This is a genomic window from Marinitenerispora sediminis (assembly GCF_003336425.1).
In the GTDB taxonomy this organism is placed as follows: Bacteria; Actinomycetota; Actinomycetes; order Streptosporangiales; family Streptosporangiaceae; genus Marinitenerispora; species Marinitenerispora sediminis.
In genome coordinates, this window is sequence record NZ_QEIO01000145.1 from 1 (window position 1) to 13,378 (window position 13,378).

The window sequence follows — 13,378 nt, forward strand, 5'->3', positions numbered from 1 at the left end:
GGCTATGGCTGCCCGCCCCCGGCTGCCCCGTACATCCGGTCGGCCAGCCATAGCCCGGCCTGCCCACCGTCGGCCGCCCGCCCGTGTCGGCCGGGCATTCCGGTCGACCCGCCGCCAAAGCGTCATGTCGACACGGCGCGGATAAGGTTCCTCCCGTGACGACATCAGCCCCGGCGGCGGCCACCCCGCTACGCCGGCGACGCGGCGGGACGCGGGTCCTGCTGCTGTCGCTGCTGGTGCTCGCACACTTCCTCTGCTCGGTCTGCCACGCGTCCGTCGCCGCGTCCGCCTTCGCGGTCGCGGGGACGCCGACCGCCACCGTCGCCGAGGCCGGCGGGACCGCCGCCGCGCCCCCGGCCGCTCTCTCCCACGCCGAGGAGCCGGCCCTCGAACGGCACGCCTGCGCCGGGAGCGATGTGGCCGACCAGTGGCTCGCCGGAGGCAAGGCCCTCGCCGGCCTCCTCCTCGGTGCCCTGGTGATCACGGCGCTCTGGTTGGCGCCGCCGCGCCCCCGGCCGTGGTTCGCCCGGCTGTTCCCCGGCAGCTCCCTCGCCGGGACCAGGCTGCTCGTGACCTTGTGCGTCCAGCGGGTCTAGGCCGAGAACCCTCCGCACGGTGACCTCCGACCGCCGCTGACGCGGTCATCCCGCCGTGCCCGCCTTCCCCGACGCGGTACCGCACGCGGCCCGGCGATGCCCGGCCGTCGCCCACCCGCGCCCCTCGACCTTTCCCGCCCTGCGGGCGACCCCGGCGGCCACGCCCCCGGGCTCCCCATGCGCACTGGAAGTGACATGACCAGAAACCTCGCGATCACCCTCGTCCTGATCATCGGCTCGGTCGTCGCGCTCGGGCTCTTCGCCTACAGCGTCGACCGCGCCCCCGCGCCGCCCGGCGGCACCGACGCGGCCGGCAGCCCCTCCCCGACCGTCGCGCCGGAGGAGCTCCTCATCCGGGAGGACAGCCACTACCTCTCCCGCGCCGAGGACTCCGACGTCACCGTCGTGGAGTTCCTCGACTTCGAGTGCGAGGCGTGCCGCGCCCAGTTCCCCGTGATGGAGCGGATCCGGGAGGAGTACGACGGCCGGATCAACTTCGTCATCCGCTATTTCCCGCTGCCCGGCCACACCAACTCCGAGCCCGCCGCGGCCGCCGTGGAGGCCGCCGCCGAGCAGGACGCCCTGGAGGAGATGTACATGCGGATGTATGAGACCCAGGCCGAGTGGGGTGAGTCGAGGGAGCCGCAGGCCGATGTCTTCGTCGGCTTCGCCGAGGACCTCGGCCTGGACGTCGAGCGGTTCACGGCCACCATGGAGGACCCGGCGACCCTGGAGCGGGTGCGGGCCGACTTCGAGGACGGCGTGGAACTCGGGGTGCAGGGCACGCCGACCATCTACGTGAACGGCCGGCAGACGGAGAGCATGCCCAGCTACCGGGTACTGACCGACATGATCGACCGGGAGCTGGGCGAGTGACCCCCCACGCCGCGACGCCCGCGCCCGACGCCGAGGCACGCGGGCAGGCGAGCGCCCCGGGCGCCGACCTCCCCGTCATCAGCCGCGCCCTGCCCTGGCTGCTCGCCGGCGGCGGCGCGGTCGGACTGGCGGCGGCCGGTGCGCTGCTCGTCGAGAAGCTGAACGTGCTCCGCGACGCCGACTACCAGCCGACCTGCAGCATCAACCCGGTGATCTCGTGCGGAACGGTGATGAACTCCCCGCAGGCCGAGGTCTTCGGGGTGCCCAACCCGCTGATCGGGATCGCCTGCTTCGCCGTGGTCACCACGGTGGGCATGGCACTGCTCGCCGGCGCGCGCTTCCAGCGGTGGTTCTGGCTCGGCCTGCAGGCGGGAGTCGTGTTCGGCGCCGGCTTCGTGCACTGGCTCATCTTCCAGAGCCTGTACCGCATCAGCGCGCTGTGCCCCTACTGCATGGTGGTCTGGGCGGTCACCGTGCCGATCTTCTGGTACGTCACACTGCACAACCTGCGCACCGGGCACCTCCCGGTGGGCGGACGGGGGAGACGTCCCCTGGACGTCCTCGCCCGGAACCACACCGTCGTGCTCACCGTGTGGGCGCTGGCGGTGGTGGCGGCCATCGGGCAGGCGTTCTGGACGTACTGGCAGACCCTGCTGTGACGCCGGACCGGGCCCGCCGCCCTCGGTGGCGGGCCCGGACCCGGACGGCTGGCGGGCGGTGCCGGACCCGAGCCGGCCTCCGGGGCCGGCCCCGGAGGACGCGGTTCCGCGTCTCCCTCACCAGGGCCCGTCCGGCCGACCGCGCCGGACCAAAGCCCCCGGTGTGCGGTGTACCGCGTCCGACACCGAGGGCCCTCCTCGGCGGTCCGCTTCGCCCGCCGGACAGCGCGGTCCGGCCGGTCCCGCGACCGGCCGCGCGTCCTCGCCCCAGGGCGGCGCCCGGCCGTCCGGACCCCGATCCCGGGACAGAAGGCCCTGTCCCGCAGGGGATTCGGTAAGGTTCGAGTCGTGTCGGAGATGACGGTGGTGAAGCGGCGATCCGATGTCCGGGTCCTGCTTCTCGCGCTGCTGTTCATCGCCCATGTCCTGGGCTCGCTCTGCCACCCCGATACCGCCGCCGCGGCCACTCGCGAGGAAACCGCTGCCTCGACCGCGGCGTCCGCCGGGCTCGCCCCGGCCACCGCCGACGCCGCCGAGCCGCGGCACCAGTGCGAGTTCGGCTCCGGCATCGGCGTCACCGTCGACAAGCGCGGCATCGTGAAGTTCGCCGCCCTCCTCGCGCTCGGGGTGACGGCCTTCGCCCTGATCTGGAGCGGGCCCGCGCAGCCGGCGACGATGTCGCCACCGTCACCGCACGCCGCAGCCCGCGGTGGGACTCGGCTGCTCCGGACGCTGTGCGTCCAGCGGGTCTAGGGCCTTCCGCGCCTTTCCGCCTGTCCCGGCCGCCCGGCCAGCGCTGATCCGGCCGATACCCCGGTCCCGATCCGGGCCGTTGCGCCGGGAGTCCGCCAGCGACCGCCCCTTCGCCCACCCGCGCCTGCTCCTCGCGGGGATACGGGCGCCCCGGCCGGTGCCCCTTCTCCGGGCCGGCCGCTCCCCCGGTCCCCATTGCGGGGACCACGCGACGATCACACGGAGACCCCCACGATGATGGACACCCTTTCTCCCACGCTGGCCCGAGGAATCGGCGTCGGTCTGGCAGTGCTCGGACTGGTCGCCGCGGCCGGCTGCTCCTCCGGCGAGGCCGACACATCCGGGGCCGAGCAGTCGGGCGGTGGCCCGGCCGAAGTGCGCATCACCCCCGAGGACGGCGCCGACGAGGTGCGCCCGGACCTCCCCATCTCGGTCGTCGCCGAGGGCGGGACGATCACGGGCGTCCAGGTCGAGATCGCCGGCCTGGAGGCCGAGGGCGCCAACGAGATGACCGGCACCCTGAACGAGGACGAGACCGAGTGGACCAGCGACTGGACCCTCGTGCCCGGCGCCGACATCACGGTGACCGCGACCGCGGAGAACGCCGACGGCGAGGCGACCGAGGTCGTGAGCGGCTTCTCCACGCTGGAGGCGGTGCAGGGGCAGCGCCTGGAACTGCAGTCGAACTTCCCCACCAGCGGCCAGACGGTCGGGGTCGGCATGCCGGTCATCGTCAACTTCGACCTCCCCGTGCAGAACAAGGCGCAGGTCGAGGCGGCGATGGAGGTCATGTCGGAGCAGGCCGTCGCCGGTGCGTGGAACTGGTTCGGCGACCAGATGGCGGTGTTCCGCCCGGAGGAGTACTGGCAGCCGAACCAGGAGGTGACGGTCAACCTGCGCCTCGCCGGTGTCCAGGCCGCCGACGGCGTCTACGGGATCGAGAACCACCAGCTGCGGTTCGAGGTCGGCCGGTCGCAGATCACCCGGATCGACAGCGACACCAAGCGCATGCTCGTGGAGCGCGACGGCGAGCAGATCCAGGACTTCCCCACCAGCCTCGGCATGGCGACCACCCGCGCCTACACCACCACCAGCGGCGTGCACCTGACCATGGAGAAGTACGACCGGCTGGTCATGGACTCGGCGACGGTCGGCATCCCCGAAGGCCACCCGGACTACTACAAGCTGGACGTCGACTACGCCGTCCGCTTCTCCAACAGCGGCGAGTTCACGCACTCCGCGCCGTGGAACGACCAGCTCGGCGAGGCCAACCTCAGCCACGGCTGCCCCAACCTCGCGCCCGAGGACGCCCGCTGGTTCTACGAGAACTCCTACATGGGCGACCCGCTCATCATCACCGGCACCGACCGCGAGCTGGAGGTCGACAACGGGTGGGGCTACTGGCAGCGCTCCTGGGACGAGTGGCTGGAGAACAGCGCCACCGGCGAGGCCGACGACACCGGGGAGGCTGGCACCCCGGGCTCCCCGCACTCCGCGGCGGAATGAGGCGCGGATGACCCCGTGACCCGGTTCGGCCGACTCCGCGCGGAGTCCTGAGCGCCGCCGTCGACCGTCTTCCCTGCGGTCGGCGGCGGCGCTCTGGTGCGGGGACCGGGTGAGGGACCATCGCAGGTGGGACACCGGTGCGGCGCGACATTCCGGGTGTCCTCACGCGGCGCCGCCCGGAGGTCCGCCCCGCCTCGTCGCCCCAGACCCGGTGCCCGGCGGCCCGGCAGGCTACGCTCGGCGCGTGATCGCTACGTGGAAGCCCGACTCGACGGGGGTGCTCCGGCTCCCCTCCGGCCGACTCGTCCGTGGCCGGGGACTGCGCCACCCCCTTCCGGACGGACCGGAACCCGAGTTCGCGCTGTACCTGCTCGGGCGGCAACCGCCCGCCGTGTCCTGGGAGAGCCGCTGGGTGCGCTGGCCGGACTTCTGGCTGCCGTCCGACCGCGCCGCCTTCCATGCGGCACTTCGCGAGGCGTTGACACGCGCCGAGAGTGAGCGCGTCGAGATCGCCTGCGGCGGCGGCCACGGGCGGACGGGTACCGCGCTCGCCTGCCTCGCGGTCCTGGACGGGGTGCCCAGCGGCGATGCGGTCCGCTACGTCCGGGAGCACTACGGGCCCCGCGCGGTCGAGACACCGTGGCAGCGCCGCTTCGTCGCCCGGTTCCCGGAGGGCGCTGCGGCCGGCTGACCACCGGGGACGGTCTGCGGCGGGCGGGTCCCGACCCGAGCGGGTCGCCCGCCGGGCGGGCCCGAGCCCCGGGGACAGCGCCGGACAAGGCGCGCGGTTCCGGCGGGCACCTGCTGCCGGTCCCCCAACGCCGCTCGTCCTCCGCCGCGTCCCTTCCGTGCAGCACCGCCTGCTCCGCCCATCGGACGGGGCTCCCTGTCAGTGGTCTCCCCTACGCTGCCGCCGGCCACCGAAGAGCAGCGAGGAGAGCACGTGACGGACGAGGATCCGACGATGCGGCGGATCGCGGACGCGATCACCCTGCACCGCGAGGGCGACGCCGAGGGAGCCCGGCAGCGGCTCGCCGAGATCTGGGTGGACATCTCCCCGGACGGGGACGCCTTCCACCGGTGCGTCCTCGCCCATTACATGGCGGACCTCCAGGACGACCCGCGGAACGAGCTCGCGTGGGACATCCGCGCGCTGGCCGCGGCCGACGCGTCCACGGACGAGCGCGTCAAGCAGTACCACGCGTCGCTGGACCTCCGCGGCTTCTACCCGTCCCTGCACGTCAACCTGGCGGACGACTACCACCGGCTGGGCGAGGAAGCGAAGGCCCGCGAACACCTCCGCCAGGCACAGGCGAACGCGCACATGCTCCGGGACGATGCCTACGGCGATGGCATCCGCTCGGCCATGCGCCGACTGGCGACCGAGCTCGGCGAGCCGGAGTCCGCGTAGCCGTCCGGAACCGGGCCTGGCGCGGCACGGCGACCGGGCCCCGCGGCGGGAGCTGGCCGCGCGGGCGCGCCAGGAGCGGCGCACCAGGAACCGGCGGTGTGGCCGCCCTTCTCGCGCGGCGTCCGGACGGTCTGGTAGCCATGGCCGCGGTGCGCGGCCCGCGCCCCCGCACTGGTCGGCCGAATAACGCCGGGCGTACCCGCAGGCCCCGTGCTAGCGTGGCCACCCGCGAAAGACGACCAGGGGAGGTGAGACCGATCACCGCTGTTGGAGATTGGGCGCTCTCACCGCGAGGTCACCCGGACCCGCTGTAGGAGGGAAGCGCCCGACGACACTGGTCGAAAGGGCTGCTGTGACTTCCCCGTCTACACCGCTCCTGGCTCTTCCCGAACTGGCCGCCCGGCTGCGCGCCGCCGGTTGCGTCTTCGCCGAGCAGGAAGCGGCCCTGATCGCCGACGCCGCGCGCACTCCCGAGGAACTGGCCGTGCTGGTCGAGCGGAGGTGCGCGGGTTCCCCACTTGAGCACGTACTGGGCTGGGCGAAGTTCTGCGGACTGCGCGTGCGGGTGGGCGAGGGAGTGTTCGTCCCCCGCCCCCGCAGCGAGTTCCTGGTCCGGGAAGCCCTCGCCTTGGCCGGGCCGGGCGCGGTGGTCGTCGACCTGTGCTGCGGCTCGGGCGCGCTCGGCGCGGTGCTGGCCGCCGAGCGGCCCGACCTCATCGTGCACGCGGCCGACATCGACGCGGCGAGCGTGGTCTGCGCACGGCGCAACCTGCCCGGCCATCCCGTCCACCGCGGCGACCTGTATGACGCCCTCCCCGACGAGCTGCGCGGCCGGATCCAGGTTCTGGTGGCCAACGTCCCCTATGTCCCCACCCATGAGATCCCACTGCTGCCCCCCGAGGCCCGTGTGCACGAGGCCCGGCAGGCCCTGGACGGCGGTCCCGACGGCCTGGACCTGGTGCGCCGGGTCGCCGCCGACGCCGGCACGTGGCTGGCTCCGGGTGGCCGTCTGCTCGTGGAGGTGTCCGTCCGTCAGATCGAGGCGGCCGTTCGGATCTTCGCCGCGGGCGGTCTGTCCTGCCGGGTGCGCACCTGCGCGGAGTGGGACGCCACCGTTGTGGTGGGCCGCCAGGGAGCCGCGGGCCGGGGCGGGAGCTCCGGGAGAAGCCCCGCCCGCCCCGCTCACTCCCCGGACGGCGGCTCGATCACGCACTCCGGGCCGGGGAAGACGAGCGACTCGTGGCCGTCGGCGAAGCGCACCACGTAGGGAGGTGCGCCCTCGGACCCGCGGATCTCGATGATCTCGCCCCGCTTGGCGCTCACGCCCACGGTCCTGCTGTGCACATGGAGGATGTCACCGACGCTCGCCCGCATGCCCGCTCCCTCGGATTCGTCACCGCCCGGCCGACCGGCCGTGCACAGCACACAGTAATCAGTCAGGAACCCTAAGTCGCGGTTATCCACAGTGACACCTGCCGAGCCCGACAGCCCGGGCACCGTGCGCTCGCCCGCTGCCGGCACCCGGCGGCGGTCACGGGGGGCGGCGAAGGTCGGCCGCGAGTTCCCGCACGACCTCCGCGAACCCCCGGACGAGCGGCCCGGCCGCGCCGTCGGGCCAGGCCAGGGCGACCCGCAGCGGTTCGACGTCGGTGAGCGTGACCCAGGCGAGGTCCGGTCGGGCGTAGTACCGCGCCATGCTGGCGGCGGCGAAGCAGACGGCCGCGCCCTCGGCCACCCGCTCCAGCATCTCCTCCACGTTGTCGTTCGTCGGACCCCAGCGCGGGCTCGACCCGTCCGGCCGCGGGTTGACCGCCCACCAGTCGACCCACCCGCGCGGCGCCCGCTCCGTCCACATCAGGGGTTCGTCGTTGACCTCCAAGACGGAGACTCCGCCGGCGCGGCCGGCCAGGCGGTGGCCCGCGGGCAGACCGACGACCCGGGCCTCGGTGTGCACCACCTGGGCGTGCAGCCCCGTGAGGTCGGCGGGCAGCCAGACGAACGCGACGTCGGCTTGGCCCTCGCGCAACGCGGCCGCCTCCTGCCCCCAGTCGAAGCGCTTCGGCTCCACGGCCACCCCGGGGTGGCGCCGGGCGTACTCGGCCCGCGCGCGGGTGGTGAGCTCGCCCGCTCCGCTGGCCACGAAGCCCACTCTGAGCACGCCGGTCTGGCCGCGGCGGTGCCGTTCGGCGGTGACCGCCACCCGCTCCGCCTGGCGCAGGGTGCGGCGCGCCTCGGCCACGACGTCCCGGCCGGCGGCCGTGGCGGCCACTCCTCCGGAATGCCGATCGAACAGCCGCACCCCCAACTCCGCCTCCAGGCTCCGAAGCGCATAGGAGAGGGCGGGCTGGCTGACGTACAACCGCGCCGCGGCCCGGCCGAGGTTGCCCTCCTCGGCGATCACGACGAGATACCGCAGTTGACGCAGCTCCACCCAGGGATGATAAGTCGGCTTTATCGGTCGGCACGTTCTCTGTCGTGGACGCCGCGTCCCGCACGCTGCCATAACTGGAGTCGTCAACCGCGACAGGGGAGATCACATGGCCACCGACCACCTATCCGCCCCCGAGAAGGACGAACGGGTCTGGCTGATCACCGGCGCGTCCTCCGGTTTCGGACGTGCCGTCGCCGAGGCCGCCCTCGCCGCCGGCGACACCGTCGTGGCGACGGCGCGCCGACCCGAGACGCTGCGCGGCCTCGCCACCGGGTACCCCGACCATCTCGTCCCCCTCGCCCTGGACGTCACCGACCACCAGCGGATCACCGACGTCGTGGCCGAGGCGGTCCGCCGGTGCGGGCGGATCGACGTCCTGGTCAACAACGCCGGCCGCGGCCACATCGGCGCGGTCGAGGAGGCCGCCGACGGCGAACTCCGCGAGATGATGGAGCTGCACTTCTTCGGCCCCGCGGCCCTCGTCCGCGCCGTGCTGCCGCACATGCGGAGCCGGAGCTCCGGCGCCATCGTGCAGATGAGCAGCATGGGCGGCCGGTTCTCGTTCGCGGGCGTCGGCGCCTACTCGGCGAGCAAGTTCGCGCTGGAGGGGCTGTCCGAAGCACTCGCACACGAGGTCGCTCCGCACGGGATCCAGGTGCTGATCGTCGAACCCGGGGCGTTCCGGACGGCGTTCGCCGGCAATGACGTCCTGCTGCGGTCCACACCCCTGCCCGCCTACCAGGACACCGTCGGCCCGCTCCGCACCTCGCTGCCGAGCACCGACGGCAGGCAGCCGGGAGATCCGGACAAGGCCGCGGCCGCCATCCTCGCCGCGCTGGCGGCGGACAAGCCGCCGTTGCGGCTGCCGCTGGGAAACGACGCGGCCGACGGCGTCCTCGCCCACCTGGACTCCGCGCGTGCCGAGGCCGTGGCCTGGGCGTCCGTCAGCCGCGGCATGGACGTCGACAGCTGAGCCCCGCCGGTGCGCCGCCCGCACCGCACCGGTTCGGCGGGCGGAGCGGGCGGCGTGTTACGGACCGCAGCTATTTCGCGCGCTGACCGCCGTAACCCCGGGCGCGGGACACCGGAGCGGCAGCGGCACCGTCGCCGGTGCCGCGGTCGGCCAGCCGCAGGGCGTCGATGAGGTCGGCCCGGGCCCGCGCCACCCGGGAGCGCACCGTGCCCACCGGGACGCCGGTCATCCGCGCCACCTCGGCGTAGGAGAACCCGTCCAACTGGGTCAGCACGAACGCGGACCGCCGCGGCTCGGCCAGACCGTTCAGCAGGTCGCGGAGCACCAGGGCTTCGTCGAAGCGCGTCGCGGCCCGCGCCGGACGCGCCGGCACCAGGTCCCAGTCCACGACGCCGGTCGTCCGGGGGCGCGCGGCGAGCGAGCGGTACCGGTCCACCACGGTCCGCCGGGCGATCGACAGCAGCCAGACCCGCGCCGACGACCGGCCCGCGAAGCGCGGCAGGCCGCGCAGCGCCCGGATGTAGGTCTCCTGGGTCAGCTCCTCCACCGACTGCGGGTCTGCCATACGGGCGATGTAGCCGGCGACCTGCCGACGGGTAGCCCGGATCAGCTGCTCGACCGCGTCCTCGGCTCCGTCCCGGGCCGCGAACGCCATGTCGGTGATCAAGGCGTCATCCACGGCGTGTCACCCCCGGGAGGCGGTAGCCGGTATCAGCGATGATGGGGCGGTGAAGTGCGACGACTGCCGGACGGCCGTGTCCGCGGAGCTGGACGGGGAGGACCCGGGCCGGCCGGCGGAGGCGGTGCGCGCCCATCTTCGGGAGTGTGCGCGATGCGCGCGCTGGCAGGCCAACGCCCGCGACCTGCGCACGCTGATCAGGGGCCTGCGCCCGGCGGCGGGTCGCAAGCTCGGCGGGGACCGCTAGCCCCGGACGCCGCGCGCCGCGCGGGTCCATGCGGGGCGTTGGGGGGTGACCGCCAGAACGTTCGTTCCACGGCATGGTGAGTGCTTCCTCGGTTACCAGCCGTACCGCGCGGGCACCCGCGCGGCAGGGCGACGAAGGCGCGCCCCAGGAGGGCTCCGCGGCGGTGGGCCCGCGGCGGAGATCCCGTTGGTCAGGGCGCGGTGAGCGGACCAGGCGGCGGGGCGGAGACTCACGCCGCCGCGAACGCGCCCGGCGGTTCCGGCACCCATGGGCGCACAGGCCGATGCCGCGACGGCTGACCCGGGCGTCGCAGGGGGCCATGCCGTTCCGCGGGCCGGTGGGCCGGCCGCTCTCGGCGGCGGTCCCGGCTTCGCGCGGCGGAATCGGCGGGCGCACACGCGTGCACCGCCCGCCGCGGCGGACACCCCTCAGACGCGCCGGGACCGCTGCGGTCCGGGCGTATCAGGTCAGGCCGGAAGGGGCCGGGGCGGACCACGCAGAACGACGACGTGCCGCAGCGCCGCCGGACGCGGCCGCCCCTGCGCGGTGCGCGGGAATCCGGCCGGCCGGCGGACCGCCGGAACGGTCCGCGGCCGCAGCGGCGCCCAGAGCAGGCCGAACAGCAGCGTGACCAGCTGCCCGGCCAGGGAGAAGGCCGCCGCCTCCCCGCGGCGCAGCCACCAGGCGCTCACGACCGCCGCGCCGAGGTGCGCGGCGAGCATCCCCGGCCCAGACGCCCCCGTATCGCTGGGAACGGCTGACATCTGGTGGCCAACCGCCTGGGCCGCGCCGGCCGGATCCGGCGGCATGCCGCCGGTGAGCCCCGAGAACACGGAGAAGAACAGGTGCAGCGCGAGTTGGCCCCACAGCATCCAGCCGAGGATCTGGGCGAACCCGCGCTCGCGGCCGGCCGCCGCCCGCGCCGCCAGGAAGACGCCGGCGAACGCGATGACCAGGCCGGAAGCGGCGACGGCGTGCCCCGAACTCAGCGCATGGCCACCGGCCGACAACCCGACAGCCACGCCGGCGAACATCCCGGCGCGGAGCCATCGTGGCGGGGGCGGCGCTGACATCGTGGGGCCATCGTGCCACCACCCGCGCCACGCGCGGCAGTGGGGGCGGTCCGCCGGGCCGGCGCCCCGGGCGCGTTACCCGCCCGGCGCGCTGGGTAGCCGGAGCGGGTACAGGCCGCGGATCCCCGCCCCGGGCTCCGGCGGCCGAGCGAACGTCGTCGGGAGAGGCCAGTCATGGACCAGTCGCGCGCCCCGGTACTCGAAGCGATCTCGGCGTTCCACCGGCGTGGAGACGTCTCCTTCAACCCGCCCGGGCACAAGCAGGGACGCGGCATCGACCCGCGGGTGCGGGAGGTGCTCGGCGACGACGCCTTCACCTCCGACATCCTGTCGATGAACGCCCTCGACGACCGGCGCATGACCGGCCGCGTGCTGGAACGGGCCCAAGAGCTGATGGCCGACGCGGTGGGCGCGGACCACGCGTTCTTCTCGACCTGCGGCAGCTCCCTCTCGGTGAAGAGCGCGCTGCTCGCGGTGGCACCGCCGCACTCCAAGCTGCTGGTGTCGCGCAACGCCCACAAGTCGGTGGTCGCGGCCGTCGTGCTCAGCGGGGTCGAGCCGGTCTGGGTGCACCCGCACTTCGACGGCGACCTGCACCTGTCGCACCCTCCGGAGCCGGGAGACGCGCGGCACGCCCTCGACTCGCACCCCGACGCGTGGGGGATGCTGCTCATCAGCCCCACCGACTACGGCACGTGCGCGGACATCGCCGGTGTTGCCGACGTGTGCCACGAGCACGGGGTCCCGCTCGTCGTGGACGAGGCGTGGGGAGCGCACTTCCCGTTCCATGAGGACCTCCCGCAGTGGGGTGTGAGCGTCGGTGCCGACGTGGTCCTCACGAGCGTCCACAAGATGGGCTCCGGGTTGGAGCAGAGTTCCGTGTTCCACCTCCGGGGCGACCGGGTCGACCCCGCGACCCTGCGCGCGTGCGAGGACCTGCTGGGGACCACCAGCGCCTCCGTGCTGATGTACGCCGCCCTCGACGGCTGGCGCCGGCAGATGGTGCAGCAGGGACGTGCCCTGCTGGCCGGGGCGATCCGCCGGGCGACGCGGGTGCGGGAGGAGCTCGACGCGGTGCCGGGCCTCTCGGTGCTGAGCCGCGACGACATCGTGCGCCCGGGATGCGCTGCCGACCAAGACGTGCTGAAGATCGTCGTGGACGTGCGGGACCTCGACGTGAACGGCTACCAGGTGGCGGACTGGCTGCACGCCCACGCGCACGTCAACGTGGGGCTGGCCGACCACCGCAGGGTCAGCGTCCAGATCACGCACGCCGATGACGACGACACGGTCGGGTACCTGGTCGAGGCGTTCCGCCGGGTGGTGGCCGCGTCCACGGACATGGAGCGCCTGCCCGAGGTCCGGCCACCGCGGCCGGGGGCGCTGGAGCTGGACACCGTGATGCTGCCCCGCGACGCCTTCTTCGCCCCGAGCGAGACGGTGGCCCTTGATGACGCGGTCGGCCGCGTGGCGGCGGAGATGGTCAGCCCGTACCCGCCGGGAGTGCCGGTGCTGGCGCCGGGCGAGCGCATCACCGGCGAGGTCCTGGACTACCTCGCCAGTGGTCCGCCAGCGGGCATGCTCATTCCGGACGCGGCCGACGGCACGATGAAGACGCTGCGTGTGGTCGCCGAGTGACGGGGTACCGAAGACCCCGGCCGGCGGACGAAGGAGCGGCACAGGAGTGGCGCACGTCACGGCGCGTTGACTTGGCGGTCCGGGGAGCCAGGACTATAGTTCATCGAGTCGCCTGAAACGGGACGGGTTCTGCACTCGGACCGCGGCGACGGTCTTCTCTCGGGCAAACCGGACGCCGACTGGCGGACGAGCCCACCACTCAACGGTCTTGGACGTCGATTCGTTCTGGCATACTCGTTGTGCCCACGAATGGATCGCGGGCATTTTCGTGTCGGTGGTCAGAGACGTTGCGAAAACGCCGGTTTGGTGGATCGGAACGGCCCTGATAAAGTGAAGACACAACGGAACGAGAGACCGGGTCGAAAGTCCGGAATCGAATTCCAAATCCCTTCTTTGGTCGGGAACGAGCAGAAAGCGCCGATTTGGCGCCGGAGCGAGGACCTGATAAAGTGGGAGCACAACAAAGCGGAAACGCCGCCTCGATAGAAGAGCGGGACCGGTTGGATCTGGTCGGCTTGTATACGGGTTAGCGGTTG

At 73.6% G+C, this 13,378-nt stretch carries 14 protein-coding genes and 1 pseudogene; 11 read left to right on the forward strand and 4 right to left on the reverse strand.

The features are described from left to right. The first annotated feature begins 155 nt into the window (after window positions 1-155). From DEF28_RS21935 to DEF28_RS21970, 8 genes and pseudogenes are all read left to right on the forward strand, one after another. Window positions 156-596, forward strand: a complete 441-nt coding sequence (locus DEF28_RS21935; RefSeq protein WP_114399686.1) for a hypothetical protein — start codon at window positions 156-158, stop codon at window positions 594-596. Between the two features lie 195 nt (window positions 597-791). Beyond that, on the forward strand, window positions 792-1,472 hold the full coding sequence (locus tag DEF28_RS21940; protein WP_114399687.1) for a DsbA family protein: 681 nt from the start codon (window positions 792-794) through the stop codon (window positions 1,470-1,472). Continuing rightward, window positions 1,469-2,131, forward strand: coding sequence for a vitamin K epoxide reductase family protein (locus tag DEF28_RS21945; protein WP_114399688.1), 663 nt, complete (start codon window positions 1,469-1,471; stop codon window positions 2,129-2,131). The genes DEF28_RS21940 and DEF28_RS21945 overlap by 4 nt, the downstream gene beginning before the upstream one ends. A 348-nt stretch (window positions 2,132-2,479) precedes the next feature. Then, the gene (locus tag DEF28_RS21950) at window positions 2,480-2,884 is read left to right on the forward strand and encodes a hypothetical protein (protein ID WP_147280212.1); all 405 of its coding nucleotides are present in this window, start codon (window positions 2,480-2,482) and stop codon (window positions 2,882-2,884) included. A gap of 234 nt (window positions 2,885-3,118) precedes the next feature. After that, window positions 3,119-4,390, forward strand: coding sequence for a L,D-transpeptidase (locus DEF28_RS21955; RefSeq protein WP_114399690.1), 1,272 nt, complete (start codon window positions 3,119-3,121; stop codon window positions 4,388-4,390). 244 nt (window positions 4,391-4,634) lie between these two features. Then, window positions 4,635-5,081 carry a protein-tyrosine phosphatase family protein gene (locus tag DEF28_RS21960; protein ID WP_114399691.1) on the forward strand — a complete coding sequence of 149 codons (447 nt, stop codon included), beginning with the start codon at window positions 4,635-4,637 and terminating at the stop codon, window positions 5,079-5,081. A gap of 252 nt (window positions 5,082-5,333) precedes the next feature. After that, window positions 5,334-5,801, forward strand: coding sequence for a hypothetical protein (locus DEF28_RS21965; protein ID WP_114399692.1), 468 nt, complete (start codon window positions 5,334-5,336; stop codon window positions 5,799-5,801). A gap of 352 nt (window positions 5,802-6,153) precedes the next feature. Then, window positions 6,154-6,927: pseudogene (locus DEF28_RS21970) on the forward strand (putative protein N(5)-glutamine methyltransferase); the annotation flags it as partial. A 56-nt stretch (window positions 6,928-6,983) separates the two neighbouring features. On the opposite strand, the gene DEF28_RS21975 reads toward DEF28_RS21970, so the two are convergent. Both DEF28_RS21975 and DEF28_RS21980 read right to left on the reverse strand, forming a co-directional pair. After that, on the reverse strand, window positions 6,984-7,175 hold the full coding sequence (locus DEF28_RS21975) for a DUF1918 domain-containing protein (RefSeq protein ID WP_114399694.1): 192 nt from the start codon (window positions 7,173-7,175) through the stop codon (window positions 6,984-6,986). Window positions 7,176-7,332: 157 nt separating this feature from the next. Further along, window positions 7,333-8,232: a LysR family transcriptional regulator gene (locus tag DEF28_RS21980; RefSeq protein WP_114399695.1), complete on the reverse strand. Its 900-nt coding sequence runs from the start codon at window positions 8,230-8,232 to the stop codon at window positions 7,333-7,335. 106 nt (window positions 8,233-8,338) lie between these two features. Between DEF28_RS21980 and DEF28_RS21985 the strand changes: the two genes are divergently transcribed. Next, window positions 8,339-9,205 (forward strand): oxidoreductase, encoded by an 867-nt coding sequence (locus DEF28_RS21985; protein WP_114399696.1) that lies wholly within the window; start codon window positions 8,339-8,341, stop codon window positions 9,203-9,205. 70 nt (window positions 9,206-9,275) lie between these two features. On the opposite strand, the gene DEF28_RS21990 is transcribed toward DEF28_RS21985, so the two are convergent. Further along, window positions 9,276-9,884 (reverse strand): sigma-70 family RNA polymerase sigma factor, encoded by a 609-nt coding sequence (locus tag DEF28_RS21990; protein ID WP_233515471.1) that lies wholly within the window; start codon window positions 9,882-9,884, stop codon window positions 9,276-9,278. A gap of 49 nt (window positions 9,885-9,933) precedes the next feature. Between DEF28_RS21990 and DEF28_RS21995 the strand changes: the two genes are divergently transcribed. Continuing rightward, entirely contained in the window at window positions 9,934-10,131 is a 198-nt protein-coding gene (locus tag DEF28_RS21995) for a zf-HC2 domain-containing protein (protein ID WP_114399697.1), read from the forward strand. 467 nt (window positions 10,132-10,598) lie between these two features. Here the strand turns inward: DEF28_RS21995 and DEF28_RS22000 are convergent, their stop codons facing one another. Continuing rightward, window positions 10,599-11,153 carry a hypothetical protein gene (locus DEF28_RS22000; RefSeq protein WP_233515472.1) on the reverse strand — a complete coding sequence of 185 codons (555 nt, stop codon included), beginning with the start codon at window positions 11,151-11,153 and terminating at the stop codon, window positions 10,599-10,601. A gap of 225 nt (window positions 11,154-11,378) precedes the next feature. Between DEF28_RS22000 and DEF28_RS28990 the strand changes: the two genes are divergently transcribed. Next, complete coding sequence (locus DEF28_RS28990; protein WP_114399699.1) at window positions 11,379-12,842, forward strand: aminotransferase class I/II-fold pyridoxal phosphate-dependent enzyme; 1,464 nt, start codon at window positions 11,379-11,381, stop codon at window positions 12,840-12,842. The last annotated feature ends 536 nt before the right edge of the window (window positions 12,843-13,378 follow it).